The 17,295-nt window shown below is 46.2% G+C and carries 14 protein-coding genes; 6 read left to right on the plus strand and 8 right to left on the minus strand.

Annotated features, from left to right (window positions below; translation table 11 throughout):
* Positions 1 to 122: 122 nt before the first annotated feature.
* Together KYK27_RS00980 and KYK27_RS00985 are read right to left on the minus strand one after the other, a co-directional pair.
* On the minus strand, positions 123 to 386 hold the full coding sequence (locus KYK27_RS00980) for a hypothetical protein (protein ID WP_199108206.1): 264 nt from the start codon (positions 384 to 386) through the stop codon (positions 123 to 125).
* A gap of 92 nt (positions 387 to 478) precedes the next feature.
* Positions 479 to 739 carry a hypothetical protein gene (locus tag KYK27_RS00985; RefSeq protein WP_162427291.1) on the minus strand — a complete coding sequence of 87 codons (261 nt, stop codon included), beginning with the start codon at positions 737 to 739 and terminating at the stop codon, positions 479 to 481.
* 416 nt (positions 740 to 1,155) lie between these two features.
* Here KYK27_RS00985 and KYK27_RS00990 point away from each other — a divergent pair, with 416 nt between their 5' ends.
* A complete protein-coding gene (locus tag KYK27_RS00990) occupies positions 1,156 to 2,223 on the plus strand; it encodes an MBL fold metallo-hydrolase (RefSeq protein ID WP_233150196.1) in 1,068 nt (355 codons plus the stop codon).
* Positions 2,224 to 2,279: 56 nt separating this feature from the next.
* Here KYK27_RS00990 and KYK27_RS00995 read toward each other — a convergent pair whose 3' ends face one another.
* From KYK27_RS00995 to KYK27_RS01010, 4 genes are all read right to left on the minus strand, one after another.
* The gene (locus KYK27_RS00995) at positions 2,280 to 2,459 is read right to left on the minus strand and encodes a hypothetical protein (RefSeq protein ID WP_199108207.1); all 180 of its coding nucleotides are present in this window, start codon (positions 2,457 to 2,459) and stop codon (positions 2,280 to 2,282) included.
* Between the two features lie 117 nt (positions 2,460 to 2,576).
* Complete coding sequence (locus KYK27_RS01000) at positions 2,577 to 3,716, minus strand: sensor histidine kinase (protein WP_199108208.1); 1,140 nt, start codon at positions 3,714 to 3,716, stop codon at positions 2,577 to 2,579.
* Between the two features lie 306 nt (positions 3,717 to 4,022).
* The gene (locus KYK27_RS01005; RefSeq protein ID WP_199108209.1) at positions 4,023 to 4,925 is read right to left on the minus strand and encodes a DUF4249 domain-containing protein; all 903 of its coding nucleotides are present in this window, start codon (positions 4,923 to 4,925) and stop codon (positions 4,023 to 4,025) included.
* 20 nt (positions 4,926 to 4,945) lie between these two features.
* A complete protein-coding gene (locus KYK27_RS01010; protein WP_199108210.1) occupies positions 4,946 to 7,300 on the minus strand; it encodes a TonB-dependent receptor in 2,355 nt (784 codons plus the stop codon).
* Positions 7,301 to 7,569: 269 nt separating this feature from the next.
* On the opposite strand from KYK27_RS01010, the gene KYK27_RS01015 reads away from it, so the two are divergent.
* A complete protein-coding gene (locus KYK27_RS01015; protein WP_233150197.1) occupies positions 7,570 to 8,763 on the plus strand; it encodes an aspartate aminotransferase family protein in 1,194 nt (397 codons plus the stop codon).
* A 769-nt stretch (positions 8,764 to 9,532) separates the two neighbouring features.
* On the opposite strand, the gene KYK27_RS01020 is transcribed toward KYK27_RS01015, so the two are convergent.
* Together KYK27_RS01020 and KYK27_RS01025 are read right to left on the minus strand one after the other, a co-directional pair.
* Positions 9,533 to 10,876, minus strand: a complete 1,344-nt coding sequence (locus KYK27_RS01020; protein ID WP_199108212.1) for an amidohydrolase family protein — start codon at positions 10,874 to 10,876, stop codon at positions 9,533 to 9,535.
* Positions 10,877 to 10,968: 92 nt separating this feature from the next.
* The gene (locus KYK27_RS01025; RefSeq protein ID WP_199108213.1) at positions 10,969 to 13,989 is read right to left on the minus strand and encodes an amidohydrolase family protein; all 3,021 of its coding nucleotides are present in this window, start codon (positions 13,987 to 13,989) and stop codon (positions 10,969 to 10,971) included.
* Between the two features lie 213 nt (positions 13,990 to 14,202).
* On the opposite strand from KYK27_RS01025, the gene KYK27_RS01030 reads away from it, so the two are divergent.
* The 4 genes from KYK27_RS01030 to KYK27_RS01045 all read left to right on the plus strand — a co-directional run bounded on the left by KYK27_RS01030 (position 14,203) and on the right by KYK27_RS01045 (position 17,278).
* Positions 14,203 to 15,333, plus strand: a complete 1,131-nt coding sequence (locus tag KYK27_RS01030; RefSeq protein WP_199108214.1) for a BamA/TamA family outer membrane protein — start codon at positions 14,203 to 14,205, stop codon at positions 15,331 to 15,333.
* A gap of 49 nt (positions 15,334 to 15,382) precedes the next feature.
* Entirely contained in the window at positions 15,383 to 16,333 is a 951-nt protein-coding gene (locus KYK27_RS01035; protein ID WP_199108215.1) for a YeiH family protein, read from the plus strand.
* Positions 16,334 to 16,482: 149 nt separating this feature from the next.
* Positions 16,483 to 16,788, plus strand: a complete 306-nt coding sequence (locus tag KYK27_RS01040; protein ID WP_199108216.1) for an ArsR/SmtB family transcription factor — start codon at positions 16,483 to 16,485, stop codon at positions 16,786 to 16,788.
* A gap of 109 nt (positions 16,789 to 16,897) precedes the next feature.
* Positions 16,898 to 17,278, plus strand: coding sequence for a rhodanese-like domain-containing protein (locus KYK27_RS01045; RefSeq protein ID WP_199108217.1), 381 nt, complete (start codon positions 16,898 to 16,900; stop codon positions 17,276 to 17,278).
* The last annotated feature ends 17 nt before the right edge of the window (positions 17,279 to 17,295 follow it).

Here is a 17,295-nt window from a genome sequence, read left to right on the forward strand (position 1 = left end):
TGGCTGGTTCAGCTAATATATAAGACGAAAAATATTGCGTCTCTACAAAACGCATTAACTTTCTAACTTCTAAACTTTTTAACTTTTTAACTCTCTAACTCCTAAACTCATTAACTTCCAAACTAATCCCTCTCTTTATTGATTGAAAGCTTCAGTTTTATAGTTTCGGCATATGGGTCGAGGGCGTGATAAGTGGTGAGAGCGCGTACCAGGCCAATACTTTTAAGGTCGTAGAAAAACCATAGCTCCACGTAAAAATCGTAAATCCAGTACAGGTCTATTTTACACCAGCCTCTGATGCGGTGATGCAGGTAGTGCCCTTCAGTGAGGGCTATTTCTGCCTGCAGGTGCGGGGGCAGTTCATTGAATTGTTCGGGGCTGATCATAACTCAATCCGGGTACTACACAAACTAACTAAGATAAAAAAAGGCTGCTCATGGCAGCCTTTCTCATTAACGTAATTAGTAACTGAAAGATTTTAATTCAGAAATAAAGTATACAGCTCGAAGCGGTGCGAAGCAAAACTCCAGTGCGAAGAAGACGGGTGAATTTCAACACCATCTTCATCCATTAACGTGATTGCAAAGCCATCACCTTGGTTCATGGGCTCTGTAAAGTGCTTCACCGGATATATTCTGCCTTCTTCAACCCACTCTTCCGGCTCAAATGCCGGCATCGATGCATCTATACATTTGGCATATACTGCCATATAGCTCGGAGGTACAAATAAATTAACCATGTTATTCTAACTTCAATATCAGAGAAATAATTCCGCTGCTACATCTTGGCAGTTGCTGCAGCTAAATACAAAATTACAAAAAGCGTGCCTGTATGTTAACTCAAATCTGTGCAATTAATTGCCTGCAAATCTGGCCGACTCTATAGTTATTGCGTCATTTCTGGCAGATATATGCTTTCGGTAGTGGTAATATAAATCATAAACTCATACAATGCAACCCTCCACCCTTGTTCCTATAGTTATATTTTGATTGTTTTTACCCTTATAACCAAGTATATTCATATAGTAATTTTTGATTACAAGCCTGATCACCCCCTTTAAAAATTTAGTCTTATAGTTGCCAGCCACTTTGGCCGGAGGTGCGTAGTTATCTATTGCTGTACTTATAGTTACCAATCACTTTACTACACTAGCCTATGGAAACTAATGAAATCAATAACCGGTACAAGCACACCTTTCCGGTAGCACCCGGCGTATGGGGCTTGAAAACCGTATTTGTGAACCTGTACTTTGTAACCGAGCAAGACGGAAGCTGGACCCTGGTTGATACAGGTGTTTATGGCTCTGCCAGCAAAATAAAAGCTGCAGCCGAAGAACTATTCGGGCAAAACATCCCACCCCGCTCTATTTTGCTTACCCACGGACATTTTGACCATATTGGGGCCGTAAAAGAACTGGCAAACGAATGGGAAGTACCCGTTTATGCACACCCGCTGGAGCTGCCTTACCTGACCGGCCAATCCAGCTACCCGCCACCAGATGCAAGTGTTGGCGGCGGCGGCATGGCGTATATGGCCTTCCTGTACCCAAAAAAACCGATAAATATTACCAAGCACATAGAACTGTTGCCACAAGACGGTTCTGTGCCAGGTCTGCGCGACTGGAAATGGCTGCACACACCCGGGCATACTGCAGGGCACGTTTCTTTTTTCAGGGAAAGCGACAAAGTATTACTGGCAGGCGATGCCTTTATAACGCGCCACGGCGAATCGATGATGGCCGTAATGACGCAGAAAAAACATGTTTACGGACCACCTAAATACTATACAACCAACTGGGCCGAAGCACAACAATCAGTCGAGAAACTGGCGTACCTTAACCCGGCTGTAGCAGCAACCGGCCATGGCATGCCTATGCGCGGACCAAAACTACAATGGCAACTCGAAGAACTGGTGCGCGATTTCTGGACAATTGCAGTACCGGAACATGGACGTTATGTACAGGAACCTGCTATCACTGATGAAATGGGTGTGGTTTCAGTACCTCCTGCAGTTAGCAACCCGGCAAACAAGATGTTGCTGGCGGCTGGGTTAGTAACGCTTGCCGGGGCAGCCTTCCTGACGATGCGCAACAGAAACGGTAAAAAAAAAGCGGAGAAGATCTATACTTCCGAACGGCCATTTTCTCATAACAGGCCACTAACAGATGTTCCGCTAACTATAGACCAGGAAGATCCGCTGGCACATACCAATAATTATCCGTAATTAGAAAAGGCCGGTAGTTTGCACTACCGGCCTTTTTTTATTGCTACACTTTATTGTTACGATTTGCCTCTGCCAGAGCCGCTTTTCTTGCCGCCTCCGTCGTGTTTATTTACAGTTGCCCATGCTCTTTTTTCGGCTTCTTCATCACTTACGCCTCGTTTCTCATAGCTTTCCTCAATATGCTGCGCCTGGCGCTTCTGCTTATCGGTGTAAGCCGATTTATCTCCTTGTGCCATAATCTGCTTAGTTTAATGATACATTAATTTACAGCCCGAAGGCTACTTATAATGTACGTTACTAAGCTCTAAATGGTACAAATTTTTAAACCATCAGAAACAGCAGCAAGGCTATAGTTACACTTTAAAGAAGACCTGAAACGTAGAGCCTTTTCCTTCTTCGCTTTGCACTTCTATGCGGTCGCCGTTGTTTTCAAGCATCCTTTTAACAATGTACAATCCAAGCCCGGAACCTTCTACATGCGTATGCATCCGTCTGTACATCTGAAACACCTTCAACCTTTGTGACTCACTCATTCCCAGGCCGTTATCAGTCACACTCAGCACTAGCTGATCGGGCAGAATCTTCTCCAGTTTCACGGCTATTTCCGGCGCCCTGCCCGGCGTTGTATATTTAATTGCGTTGGAAAGCAGGTTATATAAGATACTGCGCAGGTTATTTCGTGGGTATTTAGATAAACTATAGTCTTTAAAGTCTGATACGATGTTCGCTTTACTTTTAGCAATAGCAAACTCCAGGTCTTTTTTAACTTCTTCAAAAAGCTCGCCTACCAGCACCTCCTCTTTTCCGGCACTGGCATCCTGAAGCCTGGCTACATCTGTCAGGTCGTTTATTACATTCTTCAGCCTGTTAATAGAAGACGCTATACGATTCAGGATATCTTCGTGCTTATTTTCTCCCAGGTCCTCTTTCAGCGCTTCTATCAGACCTTCCAGGTTTACAACAGGCGCTTTTAAGTCGTGAGAAGCGGTATAGACAAAATTATCAAGGTCGGTATTGATGCGGAGCAGCTCTTTGTTCTTAAGCATCAGTTCCTCATTTTTCCGGCGCTCAGAGAGGTCTCTGGTAACTTTAGAAAAACCGATGTGCTTCCCCTGTTTATTGTAAACTGCAGTAATGATTACGTTGGCCCATATATGTGTACCATCTTTCCGTATACGCCAGCCCTCGTCCTCAAACTTGCCTTCAGCCAGCGCTTTGGTAAGCTCAAACTGAGGGTAATTCATTTCTTTAGCCTCACTCGGATAAAATATAGAGAAGTGCTTCCCGATGATCTCATCTGCTTTATAGCCTTTAATTTGTTCTGCGCCCTTGTTCCATGTTATAATATGCCCTCTTTTATCCAGCATAAATATAGCATAGTCCCCTACGCCCTCAATCAGCAAACGGTATAGTTCCTCTTTTCCAAGGCTGCGATTCTCTAACGTATTCGTTTTTCCCTGTTGGTCAGACAAAGGGTTTTGTAATTTACTCATATGTGCGGCAGTACGAGTTTTAGTAATAATAAAAGAAACTGAACCTCTAATTTATAAAGAACTATGTTACAACACCAACTATAACTGTTCAATTAAATACCAGTCAACTGTAAACCATGCTATACTTTTAGTTTGTAGTTTAGTTGTGCTATATAGCAATTTACTATCTATTGTTTATAGTTGCCACCCAAAAAGTCACTACATACGGAGGGTAATCTGTACTATTATAGTTGATGCGTTGCAGCTACAGGAAAGCATTCCAACAAAAAAGCCCGGCCTCACCGGCCGGGCTTTTGTTTTACTTTCCTAGTTCAGCTCCAGCCTGGAAACCAACTGGTTATACCCGGCAAAAACGCCGAGTCCGCCTTCTATGTTGGTATAAATCAGGGCGGGTTCGGCAAACGGATTTCCGTTAGATCCCTGTTGTTTGTTCAGATCACGGTGGTACAGGTAATAATTCCTGTCAGATACTACCAGCACAGCATAAATGTAAAAAGGCTTGTCCATTGCTGCATAATTGTACTCATGATAAGAAATCGGCTCCGAAGACATCATTCCGTTCCGGGTTTCTTCATCGGTCTGTATTTCACGATCGTTGTTGAAGCTGCCATACAGCCCTTCTTTCTGAACGCGCTTGGTGCCATAATATGAATCAGTGTAGGTATACATTTTATAAGCCAGCGTGCGGTAGTAGTTTTTCTTATCGGGTGCATCGCTCCATTTATAGCTTACGGTGTACCTGCGCACATCCTGGCCAAAGTAATCCTGGACTATAGTATAAGGCGCTTCCAGTTCTGTAATGGCTATGCCCTCTGTAAAAGGTATGGTACAGGTTGCTTCGGCGTTACCTACAGCTGACATTACTTTTAAACTATATGTTTTACCTGCCTCAACTGGCCATGCCCGGGCATCAGCCTCATACTGAAAAGTTTCGTGGTTATAGTTCAGGGCTACTGTTGAGGTTCCGTTTGAAATTGTAACTATAGCATCCTTTACTTTTAACTGCTCACTTGTCAGTTTTCGCCCGATGGCAGGCTGTGTTTTCTGCACCCCTACTACCAGCATGGTATCTTGTGGCGAGATATAGGAAATCACCACCAGCTTAGACTTGCCTTCAAAAGAATCTATATCCTTTACATCGCTTTCGCAACCTGATAGACCAACTATAGTGCTAAGCAATAGCAGCGAGAAAATGCGTATTATTTTCATATCAGCTAAATTCATATAAATCAGAATTTGAAACCATAACTAACCGATGGGATGATCGGGAAAAGTGCCACCTGCTTAAGCTTCGTCTCCGAATGATCTTCGTTGTAGTATTCTTCCTCCATGTAATAAAAGAACGGGTTCTTGCGATTGTAGGCATTGTAAAAGCTGATCTCCCAGGTGCGTTCTCCCCACTTCTTCTTTTTATGGAATTGTATCCCCACATCCATGCGGTGGTAGGCGGCCATACGACTGCTGTTGCGCTCACCATAATCGACTACCGTGTTGCTATAGTAGGAATACCACTGCATGTCGTACTTCGAGGGTTTGTTGGGGCTGTCCATGTACGTGCCTATAGGCATGGTTATAGCGTTTCCGGTTCCATATACCCATGTTCCGGATAAAGTAATGTTATCACGCAGTTCGTAGATACCTACCAGTGAAATATCGTGACGGCGGTCGTAACGGGCATAAAACTTTTTGCCATAGTTAAGCGAGTCAAACTGCAACTGCGTCCACGACAAGGTATAGCCAGCCCAACCCGAGAAACGCCCTACTTTTTTCTGTAACAGAAATTCTAACCCATAAGACCAGCCCTGCCCTGTAGTTATATTATCTTCCCAGCTTACCTGTTCGGCACTTTCAGGGTCTTCTATAATCAGGAAGCTGGCGCCTTCTTTATACCCGATAATATTATCCGACTTCTTATAGTAACCTTCTATAGTTAGTGCCAGGTCTTTCTCCAGAAAATCTTTTGCAACGCCCAGTGCTACCTGCTGCGATTTTTGCGGGGCTAAACGGTCTGTAGTTGGTACCCAAAGGTCAGTTGGCAGGCCTATACCGGTGTTACTGATCAGGTGCACGTATTGGTTCATGCGGGCATAAGAGGCTTTCACGGCCAGGTCGTCGCGCAGGTTATAGGCTGCCGATAAGCGTGGCTCGGGCATAAAGTAGCTTTTGTTTTTAGCTGCAAAATGGCTTAAACGCAAGCCCGCATTAATTCTTAAATCAGGGGTTGGCTTGTAAGTATCTTCCACATACACCGACGACTCCACGCTATTCAGCAATTGCTTATTTTCTTTGTCCTTGCCCATCTCCGGATCTTTTACAACCAGTGCACTTGGCGTAAACATATGGAACGTAGACTGTAGACCAGCTTTAACAGAGTTCTTCGGACCTGGCAGGTAATCCACATCAAACTTAAGGGCTGCATCCTGTATCCCCGAAAAGTAGTTCAACTCATACCGGCTTTCGTCTTTATCCTTTTCTTCTGCTAAAATGTTGAACTTATAGCGGCTAAAGACAAGGGACGTGTTGGAGAAAAGTTGCTCGTTAAAAAGATGGTTCCAACGGAGCGTGCCGGTTGCATTTCCCCAGTTCACGCCACCGTAGGATTCACTTTTCTCGTCTTTATCTTTATAATAAAAGCGGTCCTGCCCAAAATAGCCACTCAGGTATAGTTTGTTTTTGCGCCCGAAGTCGTAGTTAACTTTTGTGTTGAGGTCATAAAAATAATATCCCACCTTGGCATCGTTCGGCATAAACGGGCGGGCCAGCACATCAGCATAGGTTCTGCGGCCAGAGATAAGGAACGAAGATTTTCCCTGCTTAAGCGGCCCTTCTACCATCAGCCGGGATGAGATAAGCCCGATCCCACCTTCTCCGTGCAGTTCCTCCTTATTGCCTTCTTTCATGTTCAGCTCTATCACCGACGACAGCCTGCCACCATAACGCGCCGGAAAACCACCTTTCGTCAGCTCCACACTTTTAAGTGCATCGCCGTTAAAAAGCGAGAAGAAACCAAACAGGTGCGATGCGTTGTAAACCGTGGCGTCATCGAGAATGATCAGGTTCTGGTCCGGGCCGCCGCCCCGCACATAAATACCACTGTTTCCTTCGCTGCCTTTCTGTACACCCGGCATTAGCTGCAATACTTTCATCACATCTTTCTCGCCCAGCAGCATCGGTATATTCTTGATCTGAGAAACAGGCACATCGATCTTGCTCATTTCCACCGACCGGCTTACTTTCTCTACCCGCTCAGCCACCACTTCCACTTCTTTTAAAGAAGTTTCGATGCGTTGCAGATCTATATTAAGCTCTATATTCTGACTCAATGCTATAGTTCTAACCTCCTGTTTATAGCCCAGATACCCAAATGTGAGGGTTATGGAGTCGGTGGCGGGTAATGTTAAAGAATAGAACCCGTAGGTATTGGTGCTTGTGCTGATGACCGTGTCCGGCTGGAAAATACTGACCCCGATCAGTTGCTCTCCACTGCCTTTTTCGCGCACATAACCGCTTATGGTATGTTTACTTTGGGCAAAAGTGATACTAACGCTGCACGAGAGCAGCAGGAGCGTAAAAAGTTGTTTCATAGCTGATCAAAAATTAACCAATCCATTAAATTATATAATTTTCAATAGCTATAATAATGCCAAGTATTAAATTTTTTAAATATTTAGTGAATGAATTATAGGCTTTCTTAAAAACTAATATCCGCTTATAGTTTATGAACTATGGCTGACTTAAAAAGCTTAGGATCTGAGGCATTGAACTAGCTTTCAACTATAAATCAAACTATAACTTACCCCCGGAAACCATACAGAAACTATAGCTTTCGGCTACAATTGCCTACCTTTGCACCATGATTTCGATGAGGCAGTTATTTTTGAAGCACCAGGCACAAACATCAGATTTTCCGCTGATGATTGAGGTAGAGAAGGCTGAAGGGGTGTATATGTATGGTGCAAATGGCGAGCGATACCTTGACCTGATCTCGGGGATTGGCGTGAGCAATGTAGGTCACCGCCACCCGCGCGTAGTAAATGCTATAAAAGAGCAACTGGATAAATACATGCACCTGATGGTGTATGGCGAATTTGTGCAGGCGCCACAGGCCAAACTATCCGAAGCACTTACAAGTACTTTACCGGCTCGCCTGAACAATGTGTACCTGCTTAACTCCGGAACAGAAGCTGTTGAAGGCGCTTTAAAATTAGCCAAACGTTATACCGGCCGCACCGAGCTTATCTCGTGCCGCAATGCCTATCATGGTTCCACCCAAGGCGCCTTGTCTGTAAATGGCAGCGAGAGTTTTAAAAATGCATTCCGGCCGTTATTGCCCGATGTACGCCATATCCGCTACAATAACCTCCCCGACCTGCAGGATATTACCACACGCACAGCAGCTGTTATAGTGGAGACTATACAGGGTGAAGCAGGCGTGCGCGTGCCTGAAAACGACTACCTGAAACACTTGCGAGCGCGCTGTACTGAAGTTGGCGCATTGCTGATTTTAGATGAAATACAATGTGGTTTTGGCCGCACCGGTACGTTCTGGGCATTCGAGCAGTTTGGTATTGAGCCTGATATTTTACTGTGTGCCAAAGGCATGGGCGGCGGCATGCCGATCGGTGCTTTTATTGCGCCGCAGGAAATAATGGCTGCCTTCAAAACGGATCCTATTCTTGGTCATTGCACTACGTTCGGCGGTCACCCGGTTTCCTGTGCTGCATCGCTGGCTACGCTGCAAACGATACAGCAAGAAAATCTTCTGGAAGGTGTTGTTGCCAAAGCTGAATTGTTCAAGAAACTGTTAGTTCATCCACGCATCAAAGAGATCCGAAATTGCGGACTAATGATGGCTGCCGAGTTTGAGTCGTTTGACGTGCTGAAAGCTGTAATTGACAAGGCTATTGAAAATGGCGTGCTCACCGACTGGTTCCTGTTCTGCGACAATTCCATGCGTATTGCACCTCCGCTAACTATAACTGAGACACAAATTCAGGAAGCTTGTGTTGTTATTCTTCAGTCTATTGATGAGGCAGTTGGAGTGTAGGTTATTGTCTGAGTCAGCAGGATTTTCAGGATTAGTGGTTTGGTAGGATATCTTGATCTGGCAGCATGCGCGGCTTCCGCTAGTGTCTGGGTGTAGTTTATAGTTAATGTTTTAACCCACCCCTACCCCTCCCGAGACGGGAATTTTGGCTGTTGCTGTAGTTAGGGCTATAGTTTTATAGTTGCCGTTTTAACACCGCTGTAATCCCCTCAAGGGGACAATTCTGACTTTACCAATTTCCAAACTATAGTTCTATAGTCTAAGTCCACGAGAAGGACAGGTTTACCTGTCCCTTTGGAATTACTAACACGATCAATCTCGAAGCGAGAAGTTTCAAACTATAGATAAGCTATAGCTATGAGGAACGTATCAGTCTTTGGGTTAAGCGCCTTTGATTTGTTGCGGTGCCGCCAGGCAGCCCGAGGAACGAAGGAAGCAAGAAAGCAGCAGCGCGATGCCCGAAGACGGGGCCTCCCGGCCGTGAGGGCACCAAAGCTTGAAATGAAACGATAGGTTCCTAGAGCTCCCAGGATTAGAAGTAGCTATAAAAGAAAATGCTTGGCTCAAAGAGTAGAGTCTCAAACTATAGAACTGTAGCTTCTTCAACTATAAGCTGAGATAGATTTCTCACTTTGTTCTAAATGACAATAAAGTGTAAGGCTCTTAAGATGACTTGACTGACGCTGGAAACAACAATAACAGCATATGACAAAAAAACCGGACTGACAGAAAACTGCCAGCCCGGTTAAACTATAGTTCGAACTATAAATTACTTACCAGTTGAAGTGGTAGCACCCGCAGGTTGCTGCTTCTTCTGATCCTTGTACTTACCATCAAACTTCTTATACAAGTAAAGTTGCTTGTCATTCAGGTCTACTTTGCGGCCTGCTATAAAAGCGTGTGTTACATTGTTAGTACGCATATCCAGCAGATCGCCAGACGATACAACGATAGTGGCATCTTTGCCCACTTCCACAGAACCCGCTTGCTTGTCAATCCCTAAAATCTTAGCCGTGTTCAACGTTACAGAAGACAGCGCCTGTTCTTTATCTAAGCCAAACGCAGCAGCTGTACCGGCAATGAAAGGCAGGTTACGTGTGCCATGAATGCTCAGGTCGTAATCCAACGCGAACTGGATACCGGCTTTGTGCAACAGGTAAGGCGTTTTGTAAGGTTGCCATACATCTTCTTCAGCTCGTGATGGCAGGGCATGCACACCAGAGTAAATTACCGGGATGTTATTTGCCTTCAGGAAATCAGCTACAGCCAGGGCATCTCCTGCACCAACTATAACAATATCCTTCACACCATGCTGCTTCACAAAATTTACTGACTCGATGATCTCTTTACCATAGTTGGTGTGGATGTATAGCTTTTTAGAGCCATCAAACAGACCAGCCATAGCGCTTAGCTTCAGGTTTTCGGTACCATTTTTAGCAGCTTTAAACACAGCGGCATCGCTTAACAACTGGCCAAGTTCGCGAAGTGTTTCTTCACGGCGGTCTTTCATGCGGTTCAGGCGGTCGTCGTACTCTTTGTTACCGGTCGGGATAAGCATGGCAGGCCAGTTCAGGTGTATGCCTTCATCAGCTTTTACCACGGCATCTTCCCAGTTCCAGGCATCCAGCTGCACCACCGACGAAGAACCAGCTACAGTTCCACCAATTGGGGTTAGCTGGGTCATCAGTACGCCATTAGCACGAACAGTGGGGATGATATCAGAGTCAGTGTTATAGGCTACAACAGAACGCACGTTGGGGTTAAAATCACCTACTTCGCGCCAGTCAATGGTAGCACGCACGCTTTCTATCTCATTTAAGCCAAGGCTGGAATTTGGCTGAATAAGGCCCGGGTAAATGTGTTGCCCGGTTACGTCTACCACTTCGTAGCCACTCAGGTTAGCGCCACTCTGCGGACCAGCATAAGTGATCTTGCCATTCTCGAAACCTACAGCAGCATTCTCTACTACGGTGCCGTTGCCTACGTGCAGGGTAGCACCTTTCAGCAGCACAGGTTTGCTTTGTTTAACAGCCGGAGCAGGCACCTGCGCAAACGCAGCGGTGCTCAGCAACAAAGCTGCAAAAGCGGATATATATCTTTTTTGAATCTTCATTTTTTTAATTGTTGCATTGGTTTGATTGCTGATTGCCTATTGTTGATTGCTAAAACTATAGTCAACAATTAACAATCATCAATTAACAATTTTTAGTACGCCAGGTAGCTCTCTTCTTCGTGATGCTCAACATCTTCGCAGTGCATTACGCTTGCCTTCTTTATAGTTGGGTTTTGCGTTTTAGCACCACCAGCTTTGGCAGTCAGCATTTTCTGGATCAGGCGCATACGCTCTTTTTCCATGTCCTGCTGCAGCTGCGCGTCGCGCTCAGCATCGAAATAAGCCACACCATCAACAAAGGTCTTCTCAGGTCTTGCATAGATAGAAAGCGGGTGGTTGTTCCATAGTACCACGTCGGCATCTTTACCGGCTTTCAGGCTTCCCATTCTATCGTCTAAGTGCAGAAGTTTGGCTGGGTTAAGTGTTACCATTTTCAGGGCATCTTCTTCGCTTACACCGGCATACTTCACGCTTTTGGCAGCTTCCTGGTTCAGGCGGCGGGCCATTTCAGCGTCATCAGAGTTGATGGCTGTAACAACACCCAGGTTGTGCATAATGCCTGCATTCTGCGGTATCGCATCTTTCACCTCCATTTTGTAAGCCCACCAGTCAGAGAAAGTAGAGCCTCCGGCGCCGTGTTCTTTCATTTTGTCAGCTACTTTATAGCCTTCCAGGATGTGCGTGAATGTGTTCACTTTAAAGCCCATCTGGTCAGCCACTTTCATCATCATGTTAATCTCAGACTGCACGTAAGAGTGGCAGGTGATAAAGCGTTTGCCGTTCAGGATCTCAACCAGTGTTTCCAGTTCCAGGTCGCGGCGGGGAGTTCCCGCTTTTGCCTGCTGCTTTTTAGAAAGCTTGTTATAGCTCTTCCAGGCTTGTTCGTATTCTTTTGCTCTTGTAAAAGCATCTACATAGGTTTGCTCTACGCCCATTCGCGATTGCGGGAAGCGCTCGCTGGCGTTGCTGCGGTTAGATTGTTTTACGTTCTCGCCCAGTGCAAATTTGATAAAGCCATCTGCACCATCCACCATCAGGTCCTGTGGGCTTTTGCCCCAGCGTAGTTTAATGATAGCCGACTGACCACCAACCGGGTTAGCCGAACCGTGCAGCAATTGTGAGGTTGTAACACCACCAGCCAGCTGTCGGTAAATATTGATGTCGTCAGAGTTCACCACGTCAGCCATACGCACTTCGGCGGTTACGGACTGGCTGCCTTCGTTCACGGCATTCAGGGCGATGTGCGAGTGTTCATCTATAATACCAGGGGTTACGTGCTTGCCCGTACCATCAATTACCTTAGCACCGGATTCGCTCAGGTTTTTGCCTACTTTAGCAATTTTGCCATTCTTCAGCAGTACATCAGTATTCTCCAGCTTGCCATCTTTCTCGTTCGTCCAGACGGTAGCGTTTTTGATAAGGATCGTCTCCTGTTTTGGTAACTCGGCCTGCCCGTAAGCGCGGAACGGATAGATCATTTGGCCTACTTCTACCAGCTCAGCTTTTTTAGCAGAATCCTTTTTATCCTGCTGCGTCATGGCTTCTGAGAAAGTAGCCGACCATTTTACCGCACTTGCATCCGGTAACTGGCCTTCGCCCTGCAGGTTTTTATCGGCCAGCCAGCCGCTCAGACGGATCGTTTCGTTGCTCTTTTTGCTATCTGTAAACGATAGCGTAACCAGGTTGCCACTGAAAGATATCTTGCCTTTTACCGTATCAGTGCCGATTACAGAAAGCTCCGGTTTATCAGGTGTACCGGCAATTTTCAGTTTTTTGGATGTGTTGTTGCCGATCTTTAAGGTGTAAACGCCTCTATAGTCTGATGGCACTTCTGTGATCTTGTAGCGGTCGCCCTGTACCCAGTTCTCGAGTATCAGGTTGTCGTTGGCGAACAGGTTACCGGATGTAACTATAAAGTTGGCCAGTTTACCTTCGCTCAGGCTACCAACCAGGTTCTCGGCATTCAATAACTTAGCCGGTGTAGCGGTCAGGGCTTTCAGGGCTTCTTCTTCCGACAAGCCATAGTTTATCGCTTTGCGCACGTTCGGCAAAAAGTCTTTTTTATCTTTCAAGTCCGATGCGGTGAAGGCAAACGTGATCCCGGCTTTTTGCAGCAGGCCTGCATTAGAGGCAGCCATTTCCCAATGCTTCATAGCTTCGAGTGGCACGCGACGCGCATCATATGGATCTTCTACGTTGTAAGCATCCGGATAATTTACCGAAACTATCAGCGGGGCATTGGTTGCCTTCACTTCTTTCAGCATCTGGTATTCATCACCTTTGGTTTTAATAATGTATTGGGTCTTGAACTCATCCCCTACTTTATCGGCACGCAGCACACCCAATTTATCATCGGCTTCGAAGATCTGCGGAAATCTGCTGGCATCGGTAAAGGTTTTAAGCGAGATGTTCTGCTCACGGCCCGGGTTCTGTGCATTCCATTTTGCATCCAGGTACGTCTGGCGCAACAAGGCAATAGAACCCATCAGCGAGCTTGGATAATCCTGTGCTGATGAACCTTTATCAAACGACAAGGCAGCGGCAGCTTTATCCAGCACAATAACTTCGTTTTCGCGTTTGTCAGCCAGTGTTACCAATGCAGCTGTACCACGTGCAATACCATCCTGGTGTATGGCCAGCACCGTTCCAAAACCCTGCTTGCGCAGTTCTTCAGCTTGTTTTTTATCAGCTTTAAAAAGCTCTACAGCATTGGTTTCCGGGCGAATAGCCTGGTTCCAGTTGTAAGCTCCCTGCTTGTTCGATTCCATTTGGGGAGGAGAGCCCCAGTTTCGCTGGGCACGCTTTACCTCCGGCAAACCGTAGCTTGAGTACATATCCACGAAGCCCGGGTAAATGTGTTTACCCTTCGCATCGACCACTACAGCGCCCGCAGGCACTTTTACGTTGGTGCCTACCGCTTCTACTTTACCATTGCGGATAACGAGTGTGGCGTTGTTCAGCGTGGTTTTATAGTCGGTGTGGATGGTGGCGTTTGTAAGCGCTACCAGGCCTGGGCGCTCGTCGTACACGCCATTGCGCGGAAAAGTCTCCTGCGCCATCGCACTGCCTGCTCCAAAAGCCAGGCAGGCTGCAATGGTAAAGATTTTCTTCATGGGTTAGAGTAAAAGTGAAAGTATAGTTTTTCAGTTAGTTTAGGTTAACCAAATATAACAATACAGTTGTTAAAACTTCGAACTATCCCTAAAAAATATCAATCCGTAGCGAGCGTTGGATTTTATCAGAAATAGATAGTACCTTACTCTGAGCTAAGCCATTTGAAAGTAGCAAAACCGTGCGAGGCAGCCCCAACCTATAACCATATATTTATGCGCTTCCGAAATACCCTGCTGCCTGCGCTGTTGCTATTCCTGTGCTCTGCACTCTGGACTTCAACTATAGCACAAACCCCGGACTCCGTTGCCGTATCTAAAGTAAAAACAAGAGGCCTGATTCCTATTCCGGTGCTCTACTATACGCCAGATACAAGGCTTGGCTTTGGCGCTGCCCTGATCGGGTTTATGAAACTGCAAAGCAAAACTGACAGCAGCTATACCCGCCTATCTACTGCCAGGCTTATAGCAGACTATACCCTGAACAAGCAAATGGACCAGTGGCTGGAGTGGAATATCTTTACCCGTGATGAGAGATATCTGCTTCGTGGCGAATTGCGTCACCGCGTGTATACGGACAGGTTCTATGGCACCGGCAACAACAGCTCGCTGGATAATGAAGAAAAATACGAATACGACCTGATCGGCACGAAACTGGCCGGGCTGAAAAACCTGGGCAACCGCATATTCCTGGGCCCTGATCTGCAGCTCACCAAATACTATCACCTCAAAACCAATCCGATTGCCGAAGACCGGCCAAGCCAGCTGGAAGAGCAAATGATAAGCGGCTACCAGGGCGGCCTGAATAATGGACTGGGACTAATGTTTCTGGTTGATAGCCGGGACAATGTGTCGTATGCGGGCAGTGGCATATTGCTGGAGGTTTCGGGGTACAGGTTTGGCAGTTGGCTGGGCGGTGATTTTGATTACAGCAACTATAACGTAAACTTCAGTAAGTACTTTACCCTCAAACCGGGCCATATTTTAGCCAGCAACACGGTACTTACTGTCAATACCGACGAAGTGCCTTTTATGCGGATGGCAACTATAGGCGGCGACCGTTTGCTGCGTGGGTATGCCCGCAGCCGTTACCTGGCCAGAAATGTGGTGGCCACGCAGGCAGAATATCGTTTCCCGGTGTGGAGGCGGTTTAGCATGGTCGCTTTTACGGGTGTGGGCGACGTGTTTGACAAAACTGCTGACCTGGAAGTGAACAAATTAAAATATACGGTAGGTACCGGCCTGCGCTTTGCCCTGAACCCCGAAGAAAAAATAAACATAAGAGTAGATGCAGGTTATGGAAGAGAAGGAATAAACTTTTTTGTGGTGTTAGGCGAAGCTTTTTAGGTTTGCACCGTAAAGCCTACTTTTGCAAAACAGCTACTCTGAAACTATAATGTCCTTTCCCCTGCTCCATAAATTCCCGTTACTGCAAAAGATCATCCTGACGGGGTTTGTGCTGGCCATTGTTTTTATACCTGCTTTTTCGGCGCCACTGGCTTTGTTGGCCGGGCTTATAGTTGGCTTGCTGCTGGGTAACCCGTGGCAGAAATACACCGCTGTTGCTTCTAAATATGCGCTGCAGGTAGCGGTGGTAGGGCTAGGCTTTGGCATTAACCTTTACCAGGTAAGCGAGACCGGCCTGATGGGTATCGTTTACACGGCTACCTCACTCACATTAACCCTGACAGCAGGTTATTTTATCGGCAAAACTTTCGGAATTGCACCAAGACTATCACATCTGATTGGAGTTGGCACGGCTATTTGCGGCGGCAGCGCCATAGCCGCCGTGGCCCCAACTATAAAAGCCGATCCCCAGGAAATATCCGTTTCGCTTGCCATCGTTTTTATATTGAATGCAGTGGCGCTTTTTGTGTTTCCGGTTGCCGGTCATTGGTTTGGTTTATCGCAGGAGCAGTTTGGCATGTGGGCCGCTATTGCCATACACGATACCAGTTCGGTGGTAGGAGCAGCCAGCAAATTTGGCAACGAAGCCCTACAGATCGCCACCACCCTGAAACTTACCCGTGCCCTCTGGATCGTGCCGATGGTATTGCTATCCGCTTTCCTGTTCAAGAGCAAAGAAACCAAGCTGAAACTGCCGCTTTTCATTCCGCTATTTTTGCTGGCTTCGGTGCTTTTCACCTTTGTAGGACCAGTGGCAACCATAGCGCCTGTATTTGTAACTATAGCTAAAAAGTTACTGGTACTCAGCCTTTTCCTGATCGGGGTTAACGTAAACCTGGCTACTCTTAAAACGATAAGTGCCCGTCCGTTCTGGCAGGGTTTGCTGCTGTGGCTGCTGGTGGCAACAGTGTCTTTGCTTGCCATTCTTTACCTCATCTAACTATAGCTCCCTCCTTTTCTCTTTGCTCTAGTAATTAAACCGCACAGCATATTTCTGTTTATCAGGAACTTGAAGCCTTAAAAAATTGTACTGTTTTGTATGCATGAATATATGTTCATGTAATCAATACTTGCTTAACTACATTTACTATGAACAGCTTACAGATAAGGTTAGATAAGAAGAAGTTGGAACGAGCTGCCTATGTGTTAAAAAGCGTAGCCCACCCGATTCGCATCAGTATCATAGATCTGCTGGAGCAGCGCGAACGCCTTAGCGTGAGCGAGTTGCAGGAGGCGTTGCAAATCGAGCAATCGTTACTATCGCACCACCTTACCAACATGCGCGACAAAGGCGTGCTGGATACCAAACGCGAAGGTAAGAACGTGTATTATTTCCTTACCGATACCACCATCAGTCATATTATTGACTGCATAAACGGCTGCCGAAACTTTTAATATAGTTGCCGGTTTTTGATGCAATGCAGCCGTTATTCTACGGTCTTTTTTAAGAGAAATACAGCAGCATTAACTATCTTTATCTCCTCCACACAAATCAGTAAAACGTATGAAGTTGATCCTCGGAATTTTACTGGCCGGCTTTTTCAGCTGCAGCCAGCCACAGCAGGATGGCACCGCCATTAAAACCATAACTGCCACCGAATATAAAGAACAGGCTAAAAAAGAAGGCATTTTGGTGGATGTGCGCACCACGGAGGAATACGCAGCCGGGCATTTAGCTGGAGCTTCCAACGCCGATTACCTGGATGGGACCTTTGCTAAAAGCATAAAAGACTGGGATAAAGAAAAGACCTATTATCTTTACTGCAAAAGCGGAAACCGCAGCTCCAAAGCAGCTCAACTGATGCAGGAAGCCGGTTTTAAGAACATTTACAACATTGGCGGTTACCAGGATCTGAAAAGTGTCGGCCTGCCGACAAAAGAGTAACTACGACCCGCTACTAA

This window comes from Pontibacter populi (assembly GCF_019336435.1).
Taxonomy (GTDB): domain Bacteria; phylum Bacteroidota; class Bacteroidia; order Cytophagales; family Hymenobacteraceae; genus Pontibacter; species Pontibacter humidus.

Excerpts from the sequence above, each read along its gene's own strand:
- KYK27_RS00995 (WP_199108207.1), bottom strand. The coding sequence starts at position 2,459 with ATGGCACAAGGAGATAAATCGGCTTACACCGATAAGCAGAAGCGCCAG.
- KYK27_RS00985 (WP_162427291.1), bottom strand. The coding sequence starts at position 739 with ATGGTTAATTTATTTGTACCTCCGAGCTATATGGCAGTATATGCCAAA.
- KYK27_RS01015 (WP_233150197.1), top strand. The coding sequence starts at position 7,570 with ATGATTTCGATGAGGCAGTTATTTTTGAAGCACCAGGCACAAACATCA.
- KYK27_RS01025 (WP_199108213.1), bottom strand. The coding sequence starts at position 13,989 with ATGAAGAAAATCTTTACCATTGCAGCCTGCCTGGCTTTTGGAGCAGGC.
- KYK27_RS01045 (WP_199108217.1), top strand. The coding sequence starts at position 16,898 with ATGAAGTTGATCCTCGGAATTTTACTGGCCGGCTTTTTCAGCTGCAGC.
- KYK27_RS01035 (WP_199108215.1), top strand. The coding sequence starts at position 15,383 with ATGTCCTTTCCCCTGCTCCATAAATTCCCGTTACTGCAAAAGATCATC.
- KYK27_RS00980 (WP_199108206.1), bottom strand. The coding sequence starts at position 386 with ATGATCAGCCCCGAACAATTCAATGAACTGCCCCCGCACCTGCAGGCA.
- KYK27_RS01040 (WP_199108216.1), top strand. The coding sequence starts at position 16,483 with ATGAACAGCTTACAGATAAGGTTAGATAAGAAGAAGTTGGAACGAGCT.
- KYK27_RS01010 (WP_199108210.1), bottom strand. The coding sequence starts at position 7,300 with ATGAAACAACTTTTTACGCTCCTGCTGCTCTCGTGCAGCGTTAGTATC.
- KYK27_RS00990 (WP_233150196.1), top strand. The coding sequence starts at position 1,156 with ATGGAAACTAATGAAATCAATAACCGGTACAAGCACACCTTTCCGGTA.
- KYK27_RS01020 (WP_199108212.1), bottom strand. The coding sequence starts at position 10,876 with ATGAAGATTCAAAAAAGATATATATCCGCTTTTGCAGCTTTGTTGCTG.
- KYK27_RS01005 (WP_199108209.1), bottom strand. The coding sequence starts at position 4,925 with ATGAAAATAATACGCATTTTCTCGCTGCTATTGCTTAGCACTATAGTT.
- KYK27_RS01030 (WP_199108214.1), top strand. The coding sequence starts at position 14,203 with ATGCGCTTCCGAAATACCCTGCTGCCTGCGCTGTTGCTATTCCTGTGC.
- KYK27_RS01000 (WP_199108208.1), bottom strand. The coding sequence starts at position 3,716 with ATGAGTAAATTACAAAACCCTTTGTCTGACCAACAGGGAAAAACGAAT.